Source organism: Tardiphaga sp. OK245 (assembly GCF_900108575.1).
In the GTDB taxonomy this organism is placed as follows: domain Bacteria; phylum Pseudomonadota; class Alphaproteobacteria; order Rhizobiales; family Xanthobacteraceae; genus Tardiphaga; species Tardiphaga robiniae.
Window position 1 is genome coordinate 981163 of sequence record NZ_FNWZ01000003.1, and the last position, 13938, is coordinate 995100.

Consider the following 13938-nt stretch of genomic DNA (forward strand, 5'->3'; position numbering starts at 1 on the left):
AGGGGGAGGGTTTAACGGAGCATCCCTACTCCCCCTTGAACACCACCGCGTCCACCACGACACAGCCATCAGTGTTCAGCATCACCGGATTGAGGTCGATGCTCATCACCCTGGCGGACGTATCCGCCATCAGCTCGCCGATCCGAACCATCGCATCGACCAGCGCATCGACATCCATCGGCGGCTCACCGCGGACGCCTTCGAACAGCGGCGCGATGCGTAGTTTCGCCAGTGCGCGCTTGGCATCGTCCCTGGTGAACGGCGGCAGTAGCAGCGTGGTGTCCTTGAACACCTCGACATATTTGCCGCCGTCGCCAACCATGACCACCGGGCCGAAGACGGGATCGCGATGCGCGCCGATCACGATCTCGCGGCGACCGCCGGTCATGGCGGCGACGATGACGCCGTCGAAGCGCGAGCCCTGCTTGCGGATGATCTCTTCCATCTCGGCATAGACCTCACCGACCGCCTCGCGCGAAGCAACGCCGAGCTTGACCAGTCCAAGTTCCGACTTGTGGGCGATGTCGGCCGAGCAGCCCTTCACCACCACTTTGCCGCCGATGGCATCGAATGCCGCCTCGGCTTCAGCGCGGGAATGCACGAGCCGATATGGCACCACCGGAATGCCGCGCGATGCCAGCAGAGCGAGGCTGTCCGCTTCATTCAGCATCACGGTCTTGTCGGCCGAGATCAATGCGGACGACGGACCACGCTTGCGCGCCTTCACGCGCGCCATCAGCTCATGATGCGACACATACTGATTCAGCGCGGTGACCGCCTCGACCTCGGTCGGGAATACCGAGACACCCTGCGCCTGGAACTCCCTGGCGACGCTGGGCTGCGTCGCGGCGACCACCAGCGGCTTGCCGGTCTGCTCAGCGAAAGCGGCACTGTCGCGCGCGAAGGCCGGGACGTCGTAGCCCGGGCCCGCCACGGGCACGCCAATGACAAAAGCATCGGCCGCAGGATCTTCGGCGATGACAGGCAGGATGTCGCCGAACAGCCGGCTGTTCGACAGCAGCGCCGCGGTGAGATCGATCGGGTTGGTCGTGGTGGCGAAGCTTGGCAGGATGCCCTTCAGCTTCTTGTCGGTCTCGGGTGCCAGCATCGCCATCGGCATGCCGACGGTCGAAGCAGCATCCGCGGTCATCACGCAGACCGCGCCGGAATTACTGATCGCGACCAGGCGACGGCCCTGCGGCTTCCAGCCTTTCAGGTAGAGCTCAGTGGCCTCGACGAGACCGCGCATATCCGGCGCACGCCAGATGCCGTGATGTTCGAGGAAGGCGTCGACGACGCGGTCTTCATTGGCGAGCGCGCCGGTATGCGACTGCGCCGCCGCCTTGCCGGCATCGGTGCGACCGGATTTCAGCGCGATAATCGGCAGGTTGCGATGGAGCGCGACTTCGGAGAGTTCCTCCAGATACTTCTTCTCCGGAATGCTCTCGAGATAGAGCAGCATCAGCTTCACTTCCGGATCCTCGGCCACCGCGATGGCGAGTTCGCCGACGGTGATGTCCGAGTCATTGCCGGTGGCGTGGCTGTGGCGGACGCCGATGCCGCGCGGATTGAGGAAGCCGACCGGCACCGTGGACAGCGCGCCGCTCTGGCTGAGCATGGCGACATGGCCTTCAACGCGCTCGAATTCCATGAACATGGTGGAGAAGGACGCGATGGCGCCGGTGCCGAAATTGGCGAGGCCCTGTGTATTCGGGCCAACGATGCGCATGCCGTGCTTATGCGCGATCTCGACCATGCGGCGCTCTCTCGCCTTGCCGGCGATCGCATCGACCTCGCCGAAGCCCGAGGCCATCACCAGTGCGATCTTGACGCCGGCCTTGGCGCAATCCTCGACGGCACCGATGGCATTGTCGCCGGCGACCGCGACAATCACCATCTCCGGCGCTTCCGACAGATCGGCGAGGCTCTTGTAGCACTTCTCGCCCTGGATCTCGGTGCGCGACGGATTGATCGGGTAGATCTTGCCCTTGAAGCCGAACTTCTGGAGATAGTGGACCGGACGGCCGCCGACCTTGTTGGGATTTTCCGAGGCGCCGATGATGGCCACGGATTTCGGATCGAGGGCGAAGCGCAGACGGCTCATTGAGGAGTCTTTTCGAAGAACGGTACGAGGCGGCCGGTGAACCGCCGATAGCCGGCTTTTGCCTTGTCGCCGATGACGAGATCGTTGGCGCCGTGGGCCATCATGCGAAAGCCTTCGGCGGTGTCGATGAGCAGAATATTATAGGGCACATGCTCGCGCGCTTCCGGCGTGCCGGCGCGCAGTACGAGCGATGTCGCATAGACGGTGCCCTCGCCGCTCGCTTGCTTGTCGTCGAGATCGGGCGACCCGCAGGCCGCGCAAAAACTGCGACGGAAATACTGGATCGACTGGCAGGCGCGGCAGGACTGATAGCCGATCGCTTCAGTCCCGGTGGTCCAGTCGGCGGCAGGCTTGAGCTCGCTCATGATACGCGCTCCAGGAACATGCTGACATGGGACGACAGCACACCGCCGTCACCGTGCAGCAGCGCGACGGAAGCATCCCTGACCTGACGGTTCTCGGCCCTGCCTGTCATCTGCAGATGTGTTTCGACGAGATGCGCCATGGCGCCACCGACGCCGCAATGACCGTAGCTCAGAAGACCGCCGTGGGTGTTGAGCGGCATCGCGCCGTGCTGGCCGAAATGGCCGGCACGTACTTGCGCCGCTGCCTCGCCGCGGCCGGCGAGACCGAGATCTTCCAGCAGCATCGCCAGTGTGATGGTGAAGCTGTCATAGACCGCGGCATAGCGCACGTCGGAGATTTCGATGCCCGTCGCCTTCTTCGCGCGCGCGATGGCAATCTCGGCGCCGAGTTCGGACAGCGCCGGCGCGGCGGTGATGTGCTGGTGGGTATGCGCCTGCGCAGCGCCGCGGACGCGGATTTTGGTTGAACTGGTCGGCTCATAGCTGACGACGAAGGCCGCGCCGCCATCGGACACCGGGCAGCAGTCGAGCAGTTTGAGCGGCGTGGCAATGGTCTTCGAGGCCATCACGTCGGCGACGGTGATCGGGTCGTGAAACTGCGCGCCGGGATGGGTCGTTGCGTGTTGGCGCATCAGCACGGCGAATTCGGCAAGGTCTTCCTGCGTCACGCCGTATTCATGCATGTATCTGTTAGCAACGAGGCCGTAATAGGCCGGGATGGTCGGGCCGAGCGGAACTTCGTAGGTGGGATGGCCGACCTGTGCCAGCGCCTGGATCGATGCGTCGCGGCTCTGGCCGGTGAGCCGGTTCTCGCCGCCGACCACGAGGACATGTCTGGCGACGCCGCCCTCGACCAGTTGATGCGCCAGCATCGCCATCGCCATGCCGGTGGCACCGCCGACCTGGATCGCATGGGCATAGGATGGCGTGATGCCGAAATGCTCGGCGAACACGGTGGCCAGCATGATATGCGGCATGGTGGTGGAATAGCCGCACAGGAAGCCATCGATATCGTCGCGTTTGAGGCCGGCGTCGGCGAGCGCGAGTTCGGCGGCGCGGCTCATCAGATCGATGGTCGATGAGCCCTCGTGTTTGCCGTAGGGAAGAAGACCGACGCCGGTGATGTAGCTCATGACAAACACTCCGGCAGCAGTGCTCCCCTCCCCCCAAGCGAAGCGAAGCTTCGCAAGGCGGCGACGGGTCGGGGGCGGGGGTAGCCGCGGATGACGTCGCCTGTGGTTACCCCCCTCCCTGACCCTCCCCCGCAAGGGGGGAGGGAATCGAGAGGCCGGTATTGCGACGCGACCACTATCGTCATCATCAATACGACTTCGGCAAACCGAGCGCCTTCTCGGCGATGAAGCTCAGGATCAGCTCGCGGCTGATCGGGGCGATGCGCGGGATCAGCGACTCCCTGAGATAACGCTCGACATGATATTCCTTGGCGTAACCAAAGCCGCCATGGGTCATCACCGCCTGCTCGCAGGCGTGATAGCCGGCTTCGCCCGCGAGATACTTTGCCGAATTCGCCGCAGGACCACAGGGCAGTCCCTGATCATATTGCCAGCCGGCCGACAGCACCATCAGCCAGGCGGCTTCCAGTTCCATCCAGTTCTTGGCGAGCGGATGCTGGATCGCCTGGTTCTGGCCGATCGGGCGGTTGAACACGTTGCGCACCTTGGCGTAGTCGGCCGCCTTCCTCAGTGCAGCCTTGCCGAGACCGACGGCTTCCGCCGCGATCAGGATGCGCTCGGGGTTCATGCCGTGCAGGATATATTCGAAGCCGTGGCCCTCTTCGCCGATGCGATCCTCGACCGGAATTTCAAAATCGGCAATGAACAGCTCGTTGGAGTCGACGGCCTTGCGGCCGAGCTTTTCGATCTCGTGCACGGCGATCTTGGAGCGGTCGAGATCCGTATAGAACAGGCTGAGCCCATGCGTCGGGCTCTTCACCTCTTCAAGCAGCGTGGTGCGCGCCAGCAACAGGATTTTCTCGGCGACCTGCGCGGTGGAGATCCAGACCTTCTGGCCGTTGACGATGTAGCGATCGCCCTTGCGCACGGCGCGGGTCTTGAGCTGTGTGGTGTTGAGGCCGGTATTGGGCTCGGTCACCGCGAAGCAGGATTTCTCGGTGCCGTCCACGATCGGCGGCAGCATACGCGCGCATTGTTCGGGCGTGCCGAAGACGACGACGGGGTTGAGGCCGAACACATTCATATGCACGGCTGACGCACCCGACATGCCGGCGCCGGATTCCGAAATCGCCCGCATCATGATCGCGGCCTCAGTGATCCCCAAGCCCGAGCCGCCATATTCCTCGGGAATACAGATGCCGAGCCAGCCGGCATCGGCCATCGCCTTGTGGAAGTCGATGGGGAAACCGCCCTCCTTGTCCTTCTTCAGCCAGTAGGCATCGTCGAAACGCGCGCAGATCTTCTCGATGGCGTCGCGGATGGATTCCTGGTTGGCGTCGAGGGCGAAATCCATGCGTTACAGCTCCGACGTATCTGGGATAGCGGCCTGTCGGAGCACACCATCCTTGTGCATTTTCTCGATCTGCTCGGCCGTATAGCCGACCTCGGCCAGCACCTCGGCATTCTGCTCGCCGAGATGCGAGGCAAGGCGCGTCGGATTGACCGGAGTCTTCGACCACGTCGCCGACACCTTCATGCTGCGGATCGCGCCTTCGGTCGGATGCTCGACCTGCTGGAAGAAGTCGGTCGCCAGCATATGCGGGTCCTGCATCATGCTTTCGAGCGTGTGCATCGGGGTTGACGGCACGTCGGCGTCATCGAGCAGCTTGGCCCATTCCGCCGTCGTCCTGGTCTTGAAGATGCGCGACAATTCGGCATTCACCGTGTCGATATGCTGGATGCGCTGCGGGAAGGTCGCGAAGCGCGGATCGTCGAACAGTTCTTCGCGGCCGACATGCTTGAGGAAGCTCTTCCACTGCTTGTCGTTATACACCATCGCGCAGATATAGCCGTCCGAAGTCTGGTACGGCCGGCGGTCCGGCGACAGGTGACGGCCGTAGCCGCCCTTGTCGAGCGGCGGATCGTAAGTGAGGCCGCCCATGTGGTCGCCCATCATGAAGCTCGCCATGGTCTCGAACATCGGGATGTCGACGCGCTGGCCCTCGCCGGTCTTGTCGCGATGCACAACGCTGGCAAGGATGGCGCCAAGCGCCGTGAGCCCGACGATGCGATCGACCAGCGCATTCGGCACATAGCGCGGCACGCCATCACTTGATATCCGCGCATTGAGCGCCGGGAGCGCGGTGGCGCCCTGGATCAGGTCGTCATAAGCGGGCTTGGCGGCATAGGGGCCGGCCTGGCTGAAGCCGAACACGCCGGCATAGATCAGCCGCGGATTGATCTTGGCCATGACCTCATAGCCGAGATTGAGCCGCGCCATCGCCGCCGGGCGAACATTGTAGACCAGCACGTCGGCCGTCGCGACCAATTTCAGGAGCGCCCCGCGCCCCTCTTCCTTCTTGAGGTCGATGCAGACGCAGCGCTTGCTGCGATTGGTATTCAGGAAAATCGGCCCCATGCCGGGATTGCGCATCGGCCCGATGCTGCGGACCACATCACCATCGGGAGACTCCACCTTGATGACATCAGCGCCGTAGTCACCCAGCGTCTGGGTGCAGTAAGGCCCCATCATCACCGAGGTCATGTCGATGATCCTGATCCCGTGAAGTGGTCCCGTCAAAGTCGTTTGCTCCCGAAACGCGTGTGGTCGGGCGCCGATAGCGCCCCTGTTGGCTTCGTCTTAGCGGGAGCGGCTTTGCAGGCGCAAGGGCGCCAGACGCGGAGCCGTATGCGCGGGAAGCCGGTACAAGCGGGATGGTAGCGCGCTGGACCGCCCCACTCTCCGCCTGTCGTCGCCCGGCTTGACCGGGCGATCCAGTAAACTCAGGGCCATCGCGTGTACTGGGTCACCCGGTCCTAGCGCGCAATTGCGCGCACGGCCGGGTGACGACAGAGGAGTTCACGCCTTCATCATCTCCCGCAGCTCGGTTTTCAGCACCTTGCCGTAATTGTTCTTCGGCAGCGCATCCAGGTAGACGTAGCGCTTCGGGCGTTTGAAGCGAGCGATATTGGCGAGGCAATGCGCGTCGAGCGCAGCATCGTCGGCGGATGCGCCGGGCTCCAGCACCACACAGGCCACCACGACCTCGCCCCAGTCCGGCTCGGGCACGCCAATCGCCGACACTTCCCGCACCGCGGGATGCGTCAGCAGCGCCTCCTCGACCTCGCGCGGATAGATATTGGTACCGCCGGAAATGATGACGTCCTTGGAGCGATCGGACAGCGTGAGAAAGCCGTCTTCGTCGAGCCGGCCGACATCGCCGGTGCGGAGCCATCCGTCCTTCAATGTCTCGGCATTGGCCTTGTCGTTGTTCCAGTAGCCGAGCATCACAGCGGGCCCCTTGGCTTCAACCTCGCCGGTTTCGCCAACCGGCAAAGGCTTTCCATCGGCATCGGTGATCCTCACCGACATCACGCTTTGCGCCGGGCCGACCGAAGCGAGGCGTTCGAGATAGCGCGGGTGTTCGCTATCGGCGTGGAAGGCGCGCGGCAGCGACGTGATCGTCATCGGCGATTCACCCTGGCCGTAGATCTGCACGAAGCGTTGCCCCATGGTGGCAATGGCGTCGCGGATGTCGGCCAGATACATCGGCCCGCCGCCATAGACGATGGTACGGATGCCCTCGCCGCTCTCGCCACGCTTCTTCGCCGCATCGACCAGACGGCGCACCATGGTGGGTGCTGCAAACATCGCGACATCGCCGAGTTGCTTGCCGAGATCGAGCACTTCGTCCGGCTCGAAGCCCTGACTCTCCGGCACGACGTGGCGGGCAGCCATACGGATATGGATGAAATTATAGAGACCGGCGCCATGCGAGATCGGCGCGGCATAGAGGATGGCGTCCTTTTGGTGGACCTGATCGACATCGGCGAGATAGCACATGGACATGGCCACCAGATTGCCATGGCTGAGCATCACGCCTTTCGGCCGCCCAGTGGTGCCGGAGGTGTAGAACAGCCAGGCGAGATCGTTGTCGTCACGGGACAGCGGCCCCATCCCGGCCGGCTCGCCATGCTGCAATTCGTGAAACGTCTCGCTATCGATAGACAGCATCTGCATGCCGGTTGGCAGGTCTTCCTCGACCTGAACCAGTGCCGACCGGCTGTCGTCGTCGACAAAGGCCAGCCTCGCGCCGGCATTGTCGCAGATCCACGCGGCCTCGCGGCCATGCAGCTTGGCATTGATCGGGATGACGACAGCGCCGATCCACCACACCGCATACATGCATTCGAGATATTGCGTGGCATTCGACATGAACAATGCGACGCGGTCGCCGGGCTGAATGCCGTAATCGCGTACGAGGCCAGCACCGATAGCCGCGGCGCGGCGCGCAAAGGTTTTGTAGTCAGCCTGGACCGTGGTGCCGGTCAGCAGCGCCGGCGCCTGCGGATGCAGACGCGCCGACGACGCCAGCCATTGTGCGACATTCATTGTACGTTTTTCTCGGCGTCGCCCGCGCGTTACTTTGCGGGCTCGAGGATCGAGACATAGTTCGCCACTGCGGCGCCGCCCATATTGAAGATGCCGGCCAGCTTGGCATTCTTGATCTGCATGCCCTCGGGTGCCTGACCCAGCAATTGCATCGCGCTCAGCACATGCATCGACACACCGGTGGCGCCGATCGGATGGCCCTTGGCTTTCAGGCCGCCCGACGGATTGACCGGCAGCTTGCCGTCCTTCTGGGTCCAGCCTTCCTTGATGGCGCGTGCACCCTGCCCGCGCGGCGTCAGGCCCATGGCTTCATATTCGATCAGTTCGGCGACGGTGAAGCAGTCATGGGTCTCAACGAAAGAGAGGTCGCCGATCTCGACGCCGGCGGTCTTCAACGCCTTCTGCCAGGCCACAGTGCAGCCCTCGAATTGAAGGATGTCGCGCTTCGACATCGGCAGGAAATCCTGCGCATGGCCGGTGGCCTTGATGTTGACCGCCTTGCCCATGGTCTTGGCGGTCTCGGAGTCCGTCAGCACCAATGCCGCGGCGCCGTCGGATACCAGCGAGCAGTCGGTGCGCTTCAAGGGGCCCGCAACGAACGGATTCTTGTCGCTCTCGGAGCGACAGAATTCGAAGCCGACATCCTTGCGCATCTGCGCATAGGGATTGTGGACGCCGTTGGCGTGGTTCTTGGCGGCAATCATCGCCAGCGCATCGGACTGGTCGCCATATTTCTGGAAGTATTTTTGCGCGATGCCGCCGAACACGCCGGCGAAGCCCGCAGGTGTCTCGCCGTCCTCAGGCAGATAGGACGCGCGAAGCAGGTTCTTGCCGATCTCGGGACCCGGCGTGCGGGTCATCTGTTCGACACCGACCACGAGAACGATCTTGGCAGCGCCGGCGGCGATGGACTTGATGCCCTGATGCACGGCGGCCGAACCGGTGGCGCAGGCATTCTCGACGCGGGTGGCGGGCTTGAAACGCAGCGCCGGATCGGCCTGCAGCACCAGCGACGCGGTAAAGTCCTGCGGCGAGAAGCCGGCATTGAAATGGCCGAGCACGATTTCATCGACGTCACTGGCGGAGATGCCCGCATCGGCCATGGCTTCGGTCGCGACCCGAACCACCATGCTCTCGACGGTCTCGGCGTCGAATTTTCCGAAAGGCATATGCGCCCAACCAACGATGCTGGCAGTCATGGTCGTCTCCCTGATCGATTTCAAATATTGGGCCCGTTATAGCCCGGCTTCATGGCGCTTGCAGGCTTTTCATGGTCCGCGCGCACATGGCCGTTATGCCTGCCCAATCGCCAGAACGTATCATTGACGACGGACAGATCCAGGACCCGCCGACCGCCAGAACCATCGGCTCGCTGAGCCAGCTCGCCGCATTGGCCTCGCCGATTCCGCCCGTGGGGCAAAACCTGACATCCGGAAACGGTCCCGCCCAGGCGCGGAGCATCGCGATGCCACCGGCCTGTTCCGCGGGGAAGAACTTGAGCACATCAAAACCGCGTTCGAGCGCCTGCATCAGTTCCGAGGCCGAGGCGACGCCCGGCAGGAACGGCAGATCGCTGGACGCTGCGATGTCCAGCAATTCGCGCGTCGCGCCGGGACTGACCGTGAAGCGCGCGCCGATGGCATAGGCCTTCTGAAAATCCGCCGGCGTGAGCACCGTGCCGATGCCAACAATAGCCTCCGGCACTTCGGCGATGACGGCCTTCGCCGCCTCCACCGCGGCATCGGTGCGCAAGGTGATTTCCAGCGTGCGGATACCGCCGGCGACCAGTGCCCGCGCCAGCGGTACGGCGTCGGCAACACGTTCGATCGTGAGCACGGGAACGACGAATGCTGCCTTCAGCAGCTTTCGCAGATGGTCCTGACGTTGACCGATATCGAGAGGCTTGTTCATGCGGATGGTCCTCTCATGAGGGTGTGTCGAACGCGATCATATCGGGCATCGCCTCGCGCGGGATGATCGCGCCGGGATGGCAGACGACCGTGCCGGCGAGATAGTGACCTGCCTGTGCTGCGGCGACAGGCTGAACGCCGCTCAGACGTGCATGCAGATAGGCAGCAGCGAAACTGTCGCCGGCCGCGGTGGTATCGACCACCGCGCCACTGACAGGGCTGGCCTCGACACGCTGCGGCTGGCCGTGATCCCGTATGATGCTCGCGGGGGTATCGAGCTTGAGCACCACTTCATCTGCTCCAACGCGCGACAGTAGCCTTTCCTCGGCCTCGCCGGGATAGAGCGGCAACAAGTCCTCGACCGAGGCCAGCACGATATCGGAGACCGCAAAAGCATCCTGAAACGCGGCGCGCGCCAGATCGAGATCGGGCCAGCCGCGGGCGCGGAAATTGGTATCGAAGGCGACGCGGACACCTGCGCCGCGCGCATGTTGAAGCGCCGCAATCAGGCGATCACGGCCCTCAACGTCGAACAGCGACAGCGTGATCGCCGAGAGATAGATCAGATCATAGTCCGCGAGCGCGGACAGCAGCGCGTCGGTCTCGGGTAGACTTAGCAAGCTGCGGACAGCTGACGCATCGCGCCAGTGATAGAAACGGCGCTCGCCCGCATCATTGGTCTCGATCATATAGAGGCCGGGCAGTTTGCCCTTGAGGCGCATCACCCGCTCGGTGGCAACGCCCTCGGCCTGCCAGCCGGCAATCATCTCGTCGCTGAGCGGATCGTCACCGAGCGCGGTGATGTAATCGACCTCGGCGCCAAGCCGAGCAAGGTAGACTGCAGTGTTCAGCGTGTCGCCGCCAAAGGACCGCGTCAGGTACCCACCCGGCATCTGACGCAGCTCGATCATGCATTCGCCGATGCTGGCGATCCGCATGGTGGCCTCAATCGACGAACTTGCCGCCGAGTTCATCCTCGATATGGATGCGAATGATATCGTCGAAGGTTTTCTCGGCCGTGGTGAAGCCGAGCTTCAGCGCGCGTGCGGTGTCGAAATCGCGCGGCCAGCCCGACACGATGCCGGTGATGACGGGATCGGTCTCGCGCTTGATACGGGCAACGACGTTCTTGCCGGCCACGCGCTCCAGTGCGGCGATCTGCTCGCCGACGGTGACCGACATGCCGGGCATGCTGAGATTACGCCGCGGGCCCATGGCCTGAAGATCCATGGTGCCGGCGTGAACGAGGAAGCCGACGGCAGAGCGCGGCGACGCGTGCCAGTGGCGGACATCCTCGGACACCGGCAGGATGGCTTCCTTGCCGGCCAGCGGTTCGCGGATGATGTTGGAGAAGAAACCGGAGGCGGCCTTGTTCGGCGCGCCCGGACGGACACAGATGGTCGGCAGGCGGATGCCAATGCCGTCCAGGAAGCCCTTGCGGGTGTAGTCGGCGATCAGCATTTCGCAGATCGACTTTTGCGTGCCGTAAGAGGTCAGCGGCGTGTGAATGAACTCGTCACCGATCTTGTCGGGGAACGGCGCGCCGAACACTGCGATGGACGAGGTGAAGACCAGCCGCGGCTTGTAACCGCCGCCGATGGTGCGAATAGCGTCAATCAGGTAGCGGGTGCCGTCGAGATTGATGCGATAGCCCTTGTCGAAATCGGCCTCCGCCTCCCCCGATACGATGGCGGCGAGATGGAAGATCACCTCCGGTTTGTGGGCGACCAGCGGCGCAGCCGTCTTGGAGTCGGCGAAGTCCGACGTCACCAGTTCGATCGGGATCGACGCGCCCGCGGGCTTTGCCGGCGCCACCACATCCTGCAGGGTCATGCGGGTGATGTCGCGATTGCCCAGACGACCGTCGCGAACCAGTTTCTCTGTGAGCTTGCGGCCAACCATGCCGGCGGCGCCGAGGATGAGGATGTGCAAGGGAAAACTCCTTCTTGTTGTTCTTGGGTTCAACTCTGGCCCTCATGGTGAGGAGGCGCCTCTTTGGCGCCGTCTCGAACCATGAATGAGACTACGGCCATCCTTCGAGACGCGGTCGAAGACGACCGCTCCTCAGGATGAGGGCGGTACATTGGGTAAGCCGCCTACTCCTTCACCGCGCCCGTCATCGCCGACACATAGTGCTCGACGAAGAAAGCATACAGGATCACCAGCGGCAACGAGCCAACCAGCGCGCCGGCCATCAGCGAGCCCCATTTGTAGATGTCGCCGTCGACGAATTCGTTGACGATGGCCACCGGCACGGTCTTGTTCTGCGTCGATTGCAGGAAGGTCAGTGCATAGATGAACTCGTTCCAGCACAAAGTGAACGAGAAGATGAAGGCCGAGATCAGACCGGGCACCGCGAGCGGGATGATGATCTTGACCAGGATCTGCCAGCGCGAGGCGCCATCGATGAGGGCGCATTCCTCGAGCTCAAACGGTATGGTCTTGAAATAGCCCATCAAGAGCCAGGTCGAGAACGGGATCAGCAGCGTCGGATAGACCAGGATCAGCGACAGCGGCGAGTCGAACAGGCCGTAAGCCTGGATGACCGACGCCAGCGGGATGAACAGGATCGACGGTGGCACGAGATAGGCCATGAAGATCAGCGCGCCGACCGTCTCGGCACCACGGAAGCGGAGCCGCACGATCGCATAAGCGGCGAGCACACTGGCGACGATCGACAAAAATGTCGAAGCCGCTGCCACATACATCGTATTCCAGAGCCACTGCGGATAGTTGGTTTCGAACAGCAGCTTTTGAATGTGCTTGAAGGTCGGCTTGATCACCCAGAACGGATTGAACCGCTCCATGTCGATCAATTGCTCGTCCGGTTTGATTGAGGTGAGCGCCATCCAATAAAACGGGAACAGCAGGATCACCACGATGATGAACAGCGGAATGTAGAGCGTGACGATGCGCCTCGGCAGCGACTCCAGATAGGCCATGCCCTCGCTGTGATCGTCTTTCTCGACGGTCGGCGCGACGGCTGTGCGGTGATCGACGGCGTGATCAGTCATTGTCAGTGCCTTGCTGCCACTTGCGGCGTTGCATGCCGAACCAGGAAATGGCGATGGCTGCCAGAAGGAACGGGATCATGGCGGTGGCGATGGCTGCGCCCTCGCCCAGACGCCCGGAAAGGATGCCGCGCTGATAGCTCAGCGTCGCCATCAGATGCGTCGCATTCACCGGACCGCCGCGGGTCAGCGCCCAGATCAGCTGGAAGTCGGTAAACGTAAACAGCACCGAGAAGGTCATCACGACCGCGATGATCGGCGTCAGCAGCGGATAGGTGATAAAGCGGAAGCGCTGCCACGAGGTTGCACCATCCAGCGTCGCGGCTTCATAGAGTGACGGCGATACGGTCTGCAGGCCCGCCAGCAATGTAATCGCGACGAACGGCACACCGCGCCAGATATTGGCGAAGATCACGCTGGCGCGCGCCCAGTTGCTGTCACCCAGGAAATTGATGTTGTGGTCGATCAGGCCCATTTTGATCAGCGACCACGAGATGATCGAAAACTGCGAGTCGTAGATCCACCAGAACGCGATGGCCGACAGCACCGTTGGCACGATGAAGGGGATCAGCACGGCGGCGCGGATCAGCGCCTTGAACGGCATGTGGCGGTTGAGCAGCAGCGCCAGATAGAGGCCGACGGCGAATTTGATGGCGCTGGCGACGATCGTATAGAGCAGCGTATTGAACACCGAGAGCCAGAAGATGCTGTCGTCCTTCAGCCACTCGTAGTTTTCGAGGCCGACAAACACGCCGCCGCGGCCGATACGATCGTCGGTGAAGCTCATCCAGACGCCGAGGAACAGTGGGTAAGCGAGAAACAGCAGCAGGAATGCCGCGGCCGGCAGCATGAACCACAGTGCGAGCCAGTTGCGGTTGATCCGCAGCCGGTCCCAGGCCGAGGATCTGGGAATCACTTTCCCCGCCCCCGGCATCGATGTCTGGATCGTGGTCATTGCAAAATAGCTCCAGTCGGATGTCGGCTTCGGTCTGATGTAGTGCAGTCAGTCATGCGTCATGATC

At 63.0% G+C, this 13938-nt stretch carries 12 protein-coding genes; all 12 read right to left on the bottom strand.

What is annotated here, in order from left to right; all coding sequences use genetic code 11:
• Window positions 1-25 precede the first annotated feature (25 nt).
• Window positions 26-2104 (bottom strand): acetate--CoA ligase family protein, encoded by a 2079-nt coding sequence (locus BLW80_RS17260; RefSeq protein ID WP_093758864.1) that lies wholly within the window; start codon window positions 2102-2104, stop codon window positions 26-28.
• Window positions 2101-2469, bottom strand: a complete 369-nt coding sequence (locus BLW80_RS17265; RefSeq protein WP_093758865.1) for a Zn-ribbon domain-containing OB-fold protein — start codon at window positions 2467-2469, stop codon at window positions 2101-2103. Before BLW80_RS17265 ends, BLW80_RS17260 begins: the two co-directional genes overlap by 4 nt.
• Window positions 2466-3602, bottom strand: coding sequence for a thiolase family protein (locus tag BLW80_RS17270; RefSeq protein WP_093758866.1), 1137 nt, complete (start codon window positions 3600-3602; stop codon window positions 2466-2468). Before BLW80_RS17270 ends, BLW80_RS17265 begins: the two co-directional genes overlap by 4 nt.
• A 187-nt stretch (window positions 3603-3789) precedes the next feature.
• The gene (locus BLW80_RS17275) at window positions 3790-4956 is read right to left on the bottom strand and encodes an acyl-CoA dehydrogenase family protein (RefSeq protein ID WP_093758867.1); all 1167 of its coding nucleotides are present in this window, start codon (window positions 4954-4956) and stop codon (window positions 3790-3792) included.
• Between the two features lie 3 nt (window positions 4957-4959).
• Window positions 4960-6183, bottom strand: coding sequence for a CaiB/BaiF CoA transferase family protein (locus BLW80_RS17280; protein WP_170849689.1), 1224 nt, complete (start codon window positions 6181-6183; stop codon window positions 4960-4962).
• Window positions 6184-6462: 279 nt separating this feature from the next.
• Entirely contained in the window at window positions 6463-7995 is a 1533-nt protein-coding gene (locus BLW80_RS17285) for a class I adenylate-forming enzyme family protein (RefSeq protein WP_093758869.1), read from the bottom strand.
• 29 nt (window positions 7996-8024) lie between these two features.
• Window positions 8025-9194, bottom strand: coding sequence for an acetyl-CoA acetyltransferase (locus tag BLW80_RS17290; RefSeq protein WP_093758870.1), 1170 nt, complete (start codon window positions 9192-9194; stop codon window positions 8025-8027).
• Window positions 9195-9243: 49 nt separating this feature from the next.
• On the bottom strand, window positions 9244-9906 hold the full coding sequence (gene eda, locus BLW80_RS17295) for a bifunctional 4-hydroxy-2-oxoglutarate aldolase/2-dehydro-3-deoxy-phosphogluconate aldolase (RefSeq protein WP_093758871.1): 663 nt from the start codon (window positions 9904-9906) through the stop codon (window positions 9244-9246).
• 13 nt (window positions 9907-9919) lie between these two features.
• Window positions 9920-10843, bottom strand: coding sequence for a sugar kinase (locus BLW80_RS17300; RefSeq protein WP_244528282.1), 924 nt, complete (start codon window positions 10841-10843; stop codon window positions 9920-9922).
• A gap of 7 nt (window positions 10844-10850) precedes the next feature.
• A complete protein-coding gene (denD, locus tag BLW80_RS17305) occupies window positions 10851-11837 on the bottom strand; it encodes a D-erythronate dehydrogenase (protein ID WP_093758873.1) in 987 nt (328 codons plus the stop codon).
• 164 nt (window positions 11838-12001) lie between these two features.
• Window positions 12002-12919, bottom strand: coding sequence for a carbohydrate ABC transporter permease (locus BLW80_RS17310; protein ID WP_089267203.1), 918 nt, complete (start codon window positions 12917-12919; stop codon window positions 12002-12004).
• Window positions 12912-13871: a carbohydrate ABC transporter permease gene (locus BLW80_RS17315; RefSeq protein ID WP_089267202.1), complete on the bottom strand. Its 960-nt coding sequence runs from the start codon at window positions 13869-13871 to the stop codon at window positions 12912-12914. Before BLW80_RS17315 ends, BLW80_RS17310 begins: the two co-directional genes overlap by 8 nt.
• Window positions 13872-13938 lie beyond the last annotated feature (67 nt).

Excerpts from the sequence above, each read along its gene's own strand:
- BLW80_RS17290 (WP_093758870.1), bottom strand. The coding sequence starts at position 9,194 with ATGACTGCCAGCATCGTTGGTTGGGCGCATATGCCTTTCGGAAAATTC.
- BLW80_RS17270 (WP_093758866.1), bottom strand. The coding sequence starts at position 3,602 with ATGAGCTACATCACCGGCGTCGGTCTTCTTCCCTACGGCAAACACGAG.
- BLW80_RS17315 (WP_089267202.1), bottom strand. The coding sequence starts at position 13,871 with ATGACCACGATCCAGACATCGATGCCGGGGGCGGGGAAAGTGATTCCC.
- BLW80_RS17260 (WP_093758864.1), bottom strand. The coding sequence starts at position 2,104 with ATGAGCCGTCTGCGCTTCGCCCTCGATCCGAAATCCGTGGCCATCATC.
- BLW80_RS17310 (WP_089267203.1), bottom strand. The coding sequence starts at position 12,919 with ATGACTGATCACGCCGTCGATCACCGCACAGCCGTCGCGCCGACCGTC.
- eda (WP_093758871.1), bottom strand. The coding sequence starts at position 9,906 with ATGAACAAGCCTCTCGATATCGGTCAACGTCAGGACCATCTGCGAAAG.
- BLW80_RS17265 (WP_093758865.1), bottom strand. The coding sequence starts at position 2,469 with ATGAGCGAGCTCAAGCCTGCCGCCGACTGGACCACCGGGACTGAAGCG.
- BLW80_RS17285 (WP_093758869.1), bottom strand. The coding sequence starts at position 7,995 with ATGAATGTCGCACAATGGCTGGCGTCGTCGGCGCGTCTGCATCCGCAG.
- BLW80_RS17300 (WP_244528282.1), bottom strand. The coding sequence starts at position 10,843 with ATGCGGATCGCCAGCATCGGCGAATGCATGATCGAGCTGCGTCAGATG.
- BLW80_RS17275 (WP_093758867.1), bottom strand. The coding sequence starts at position 4,956 with ATGGATTTCGCCCTCGACGCCAACCAGGAATCCATCCGCGACGCCATC.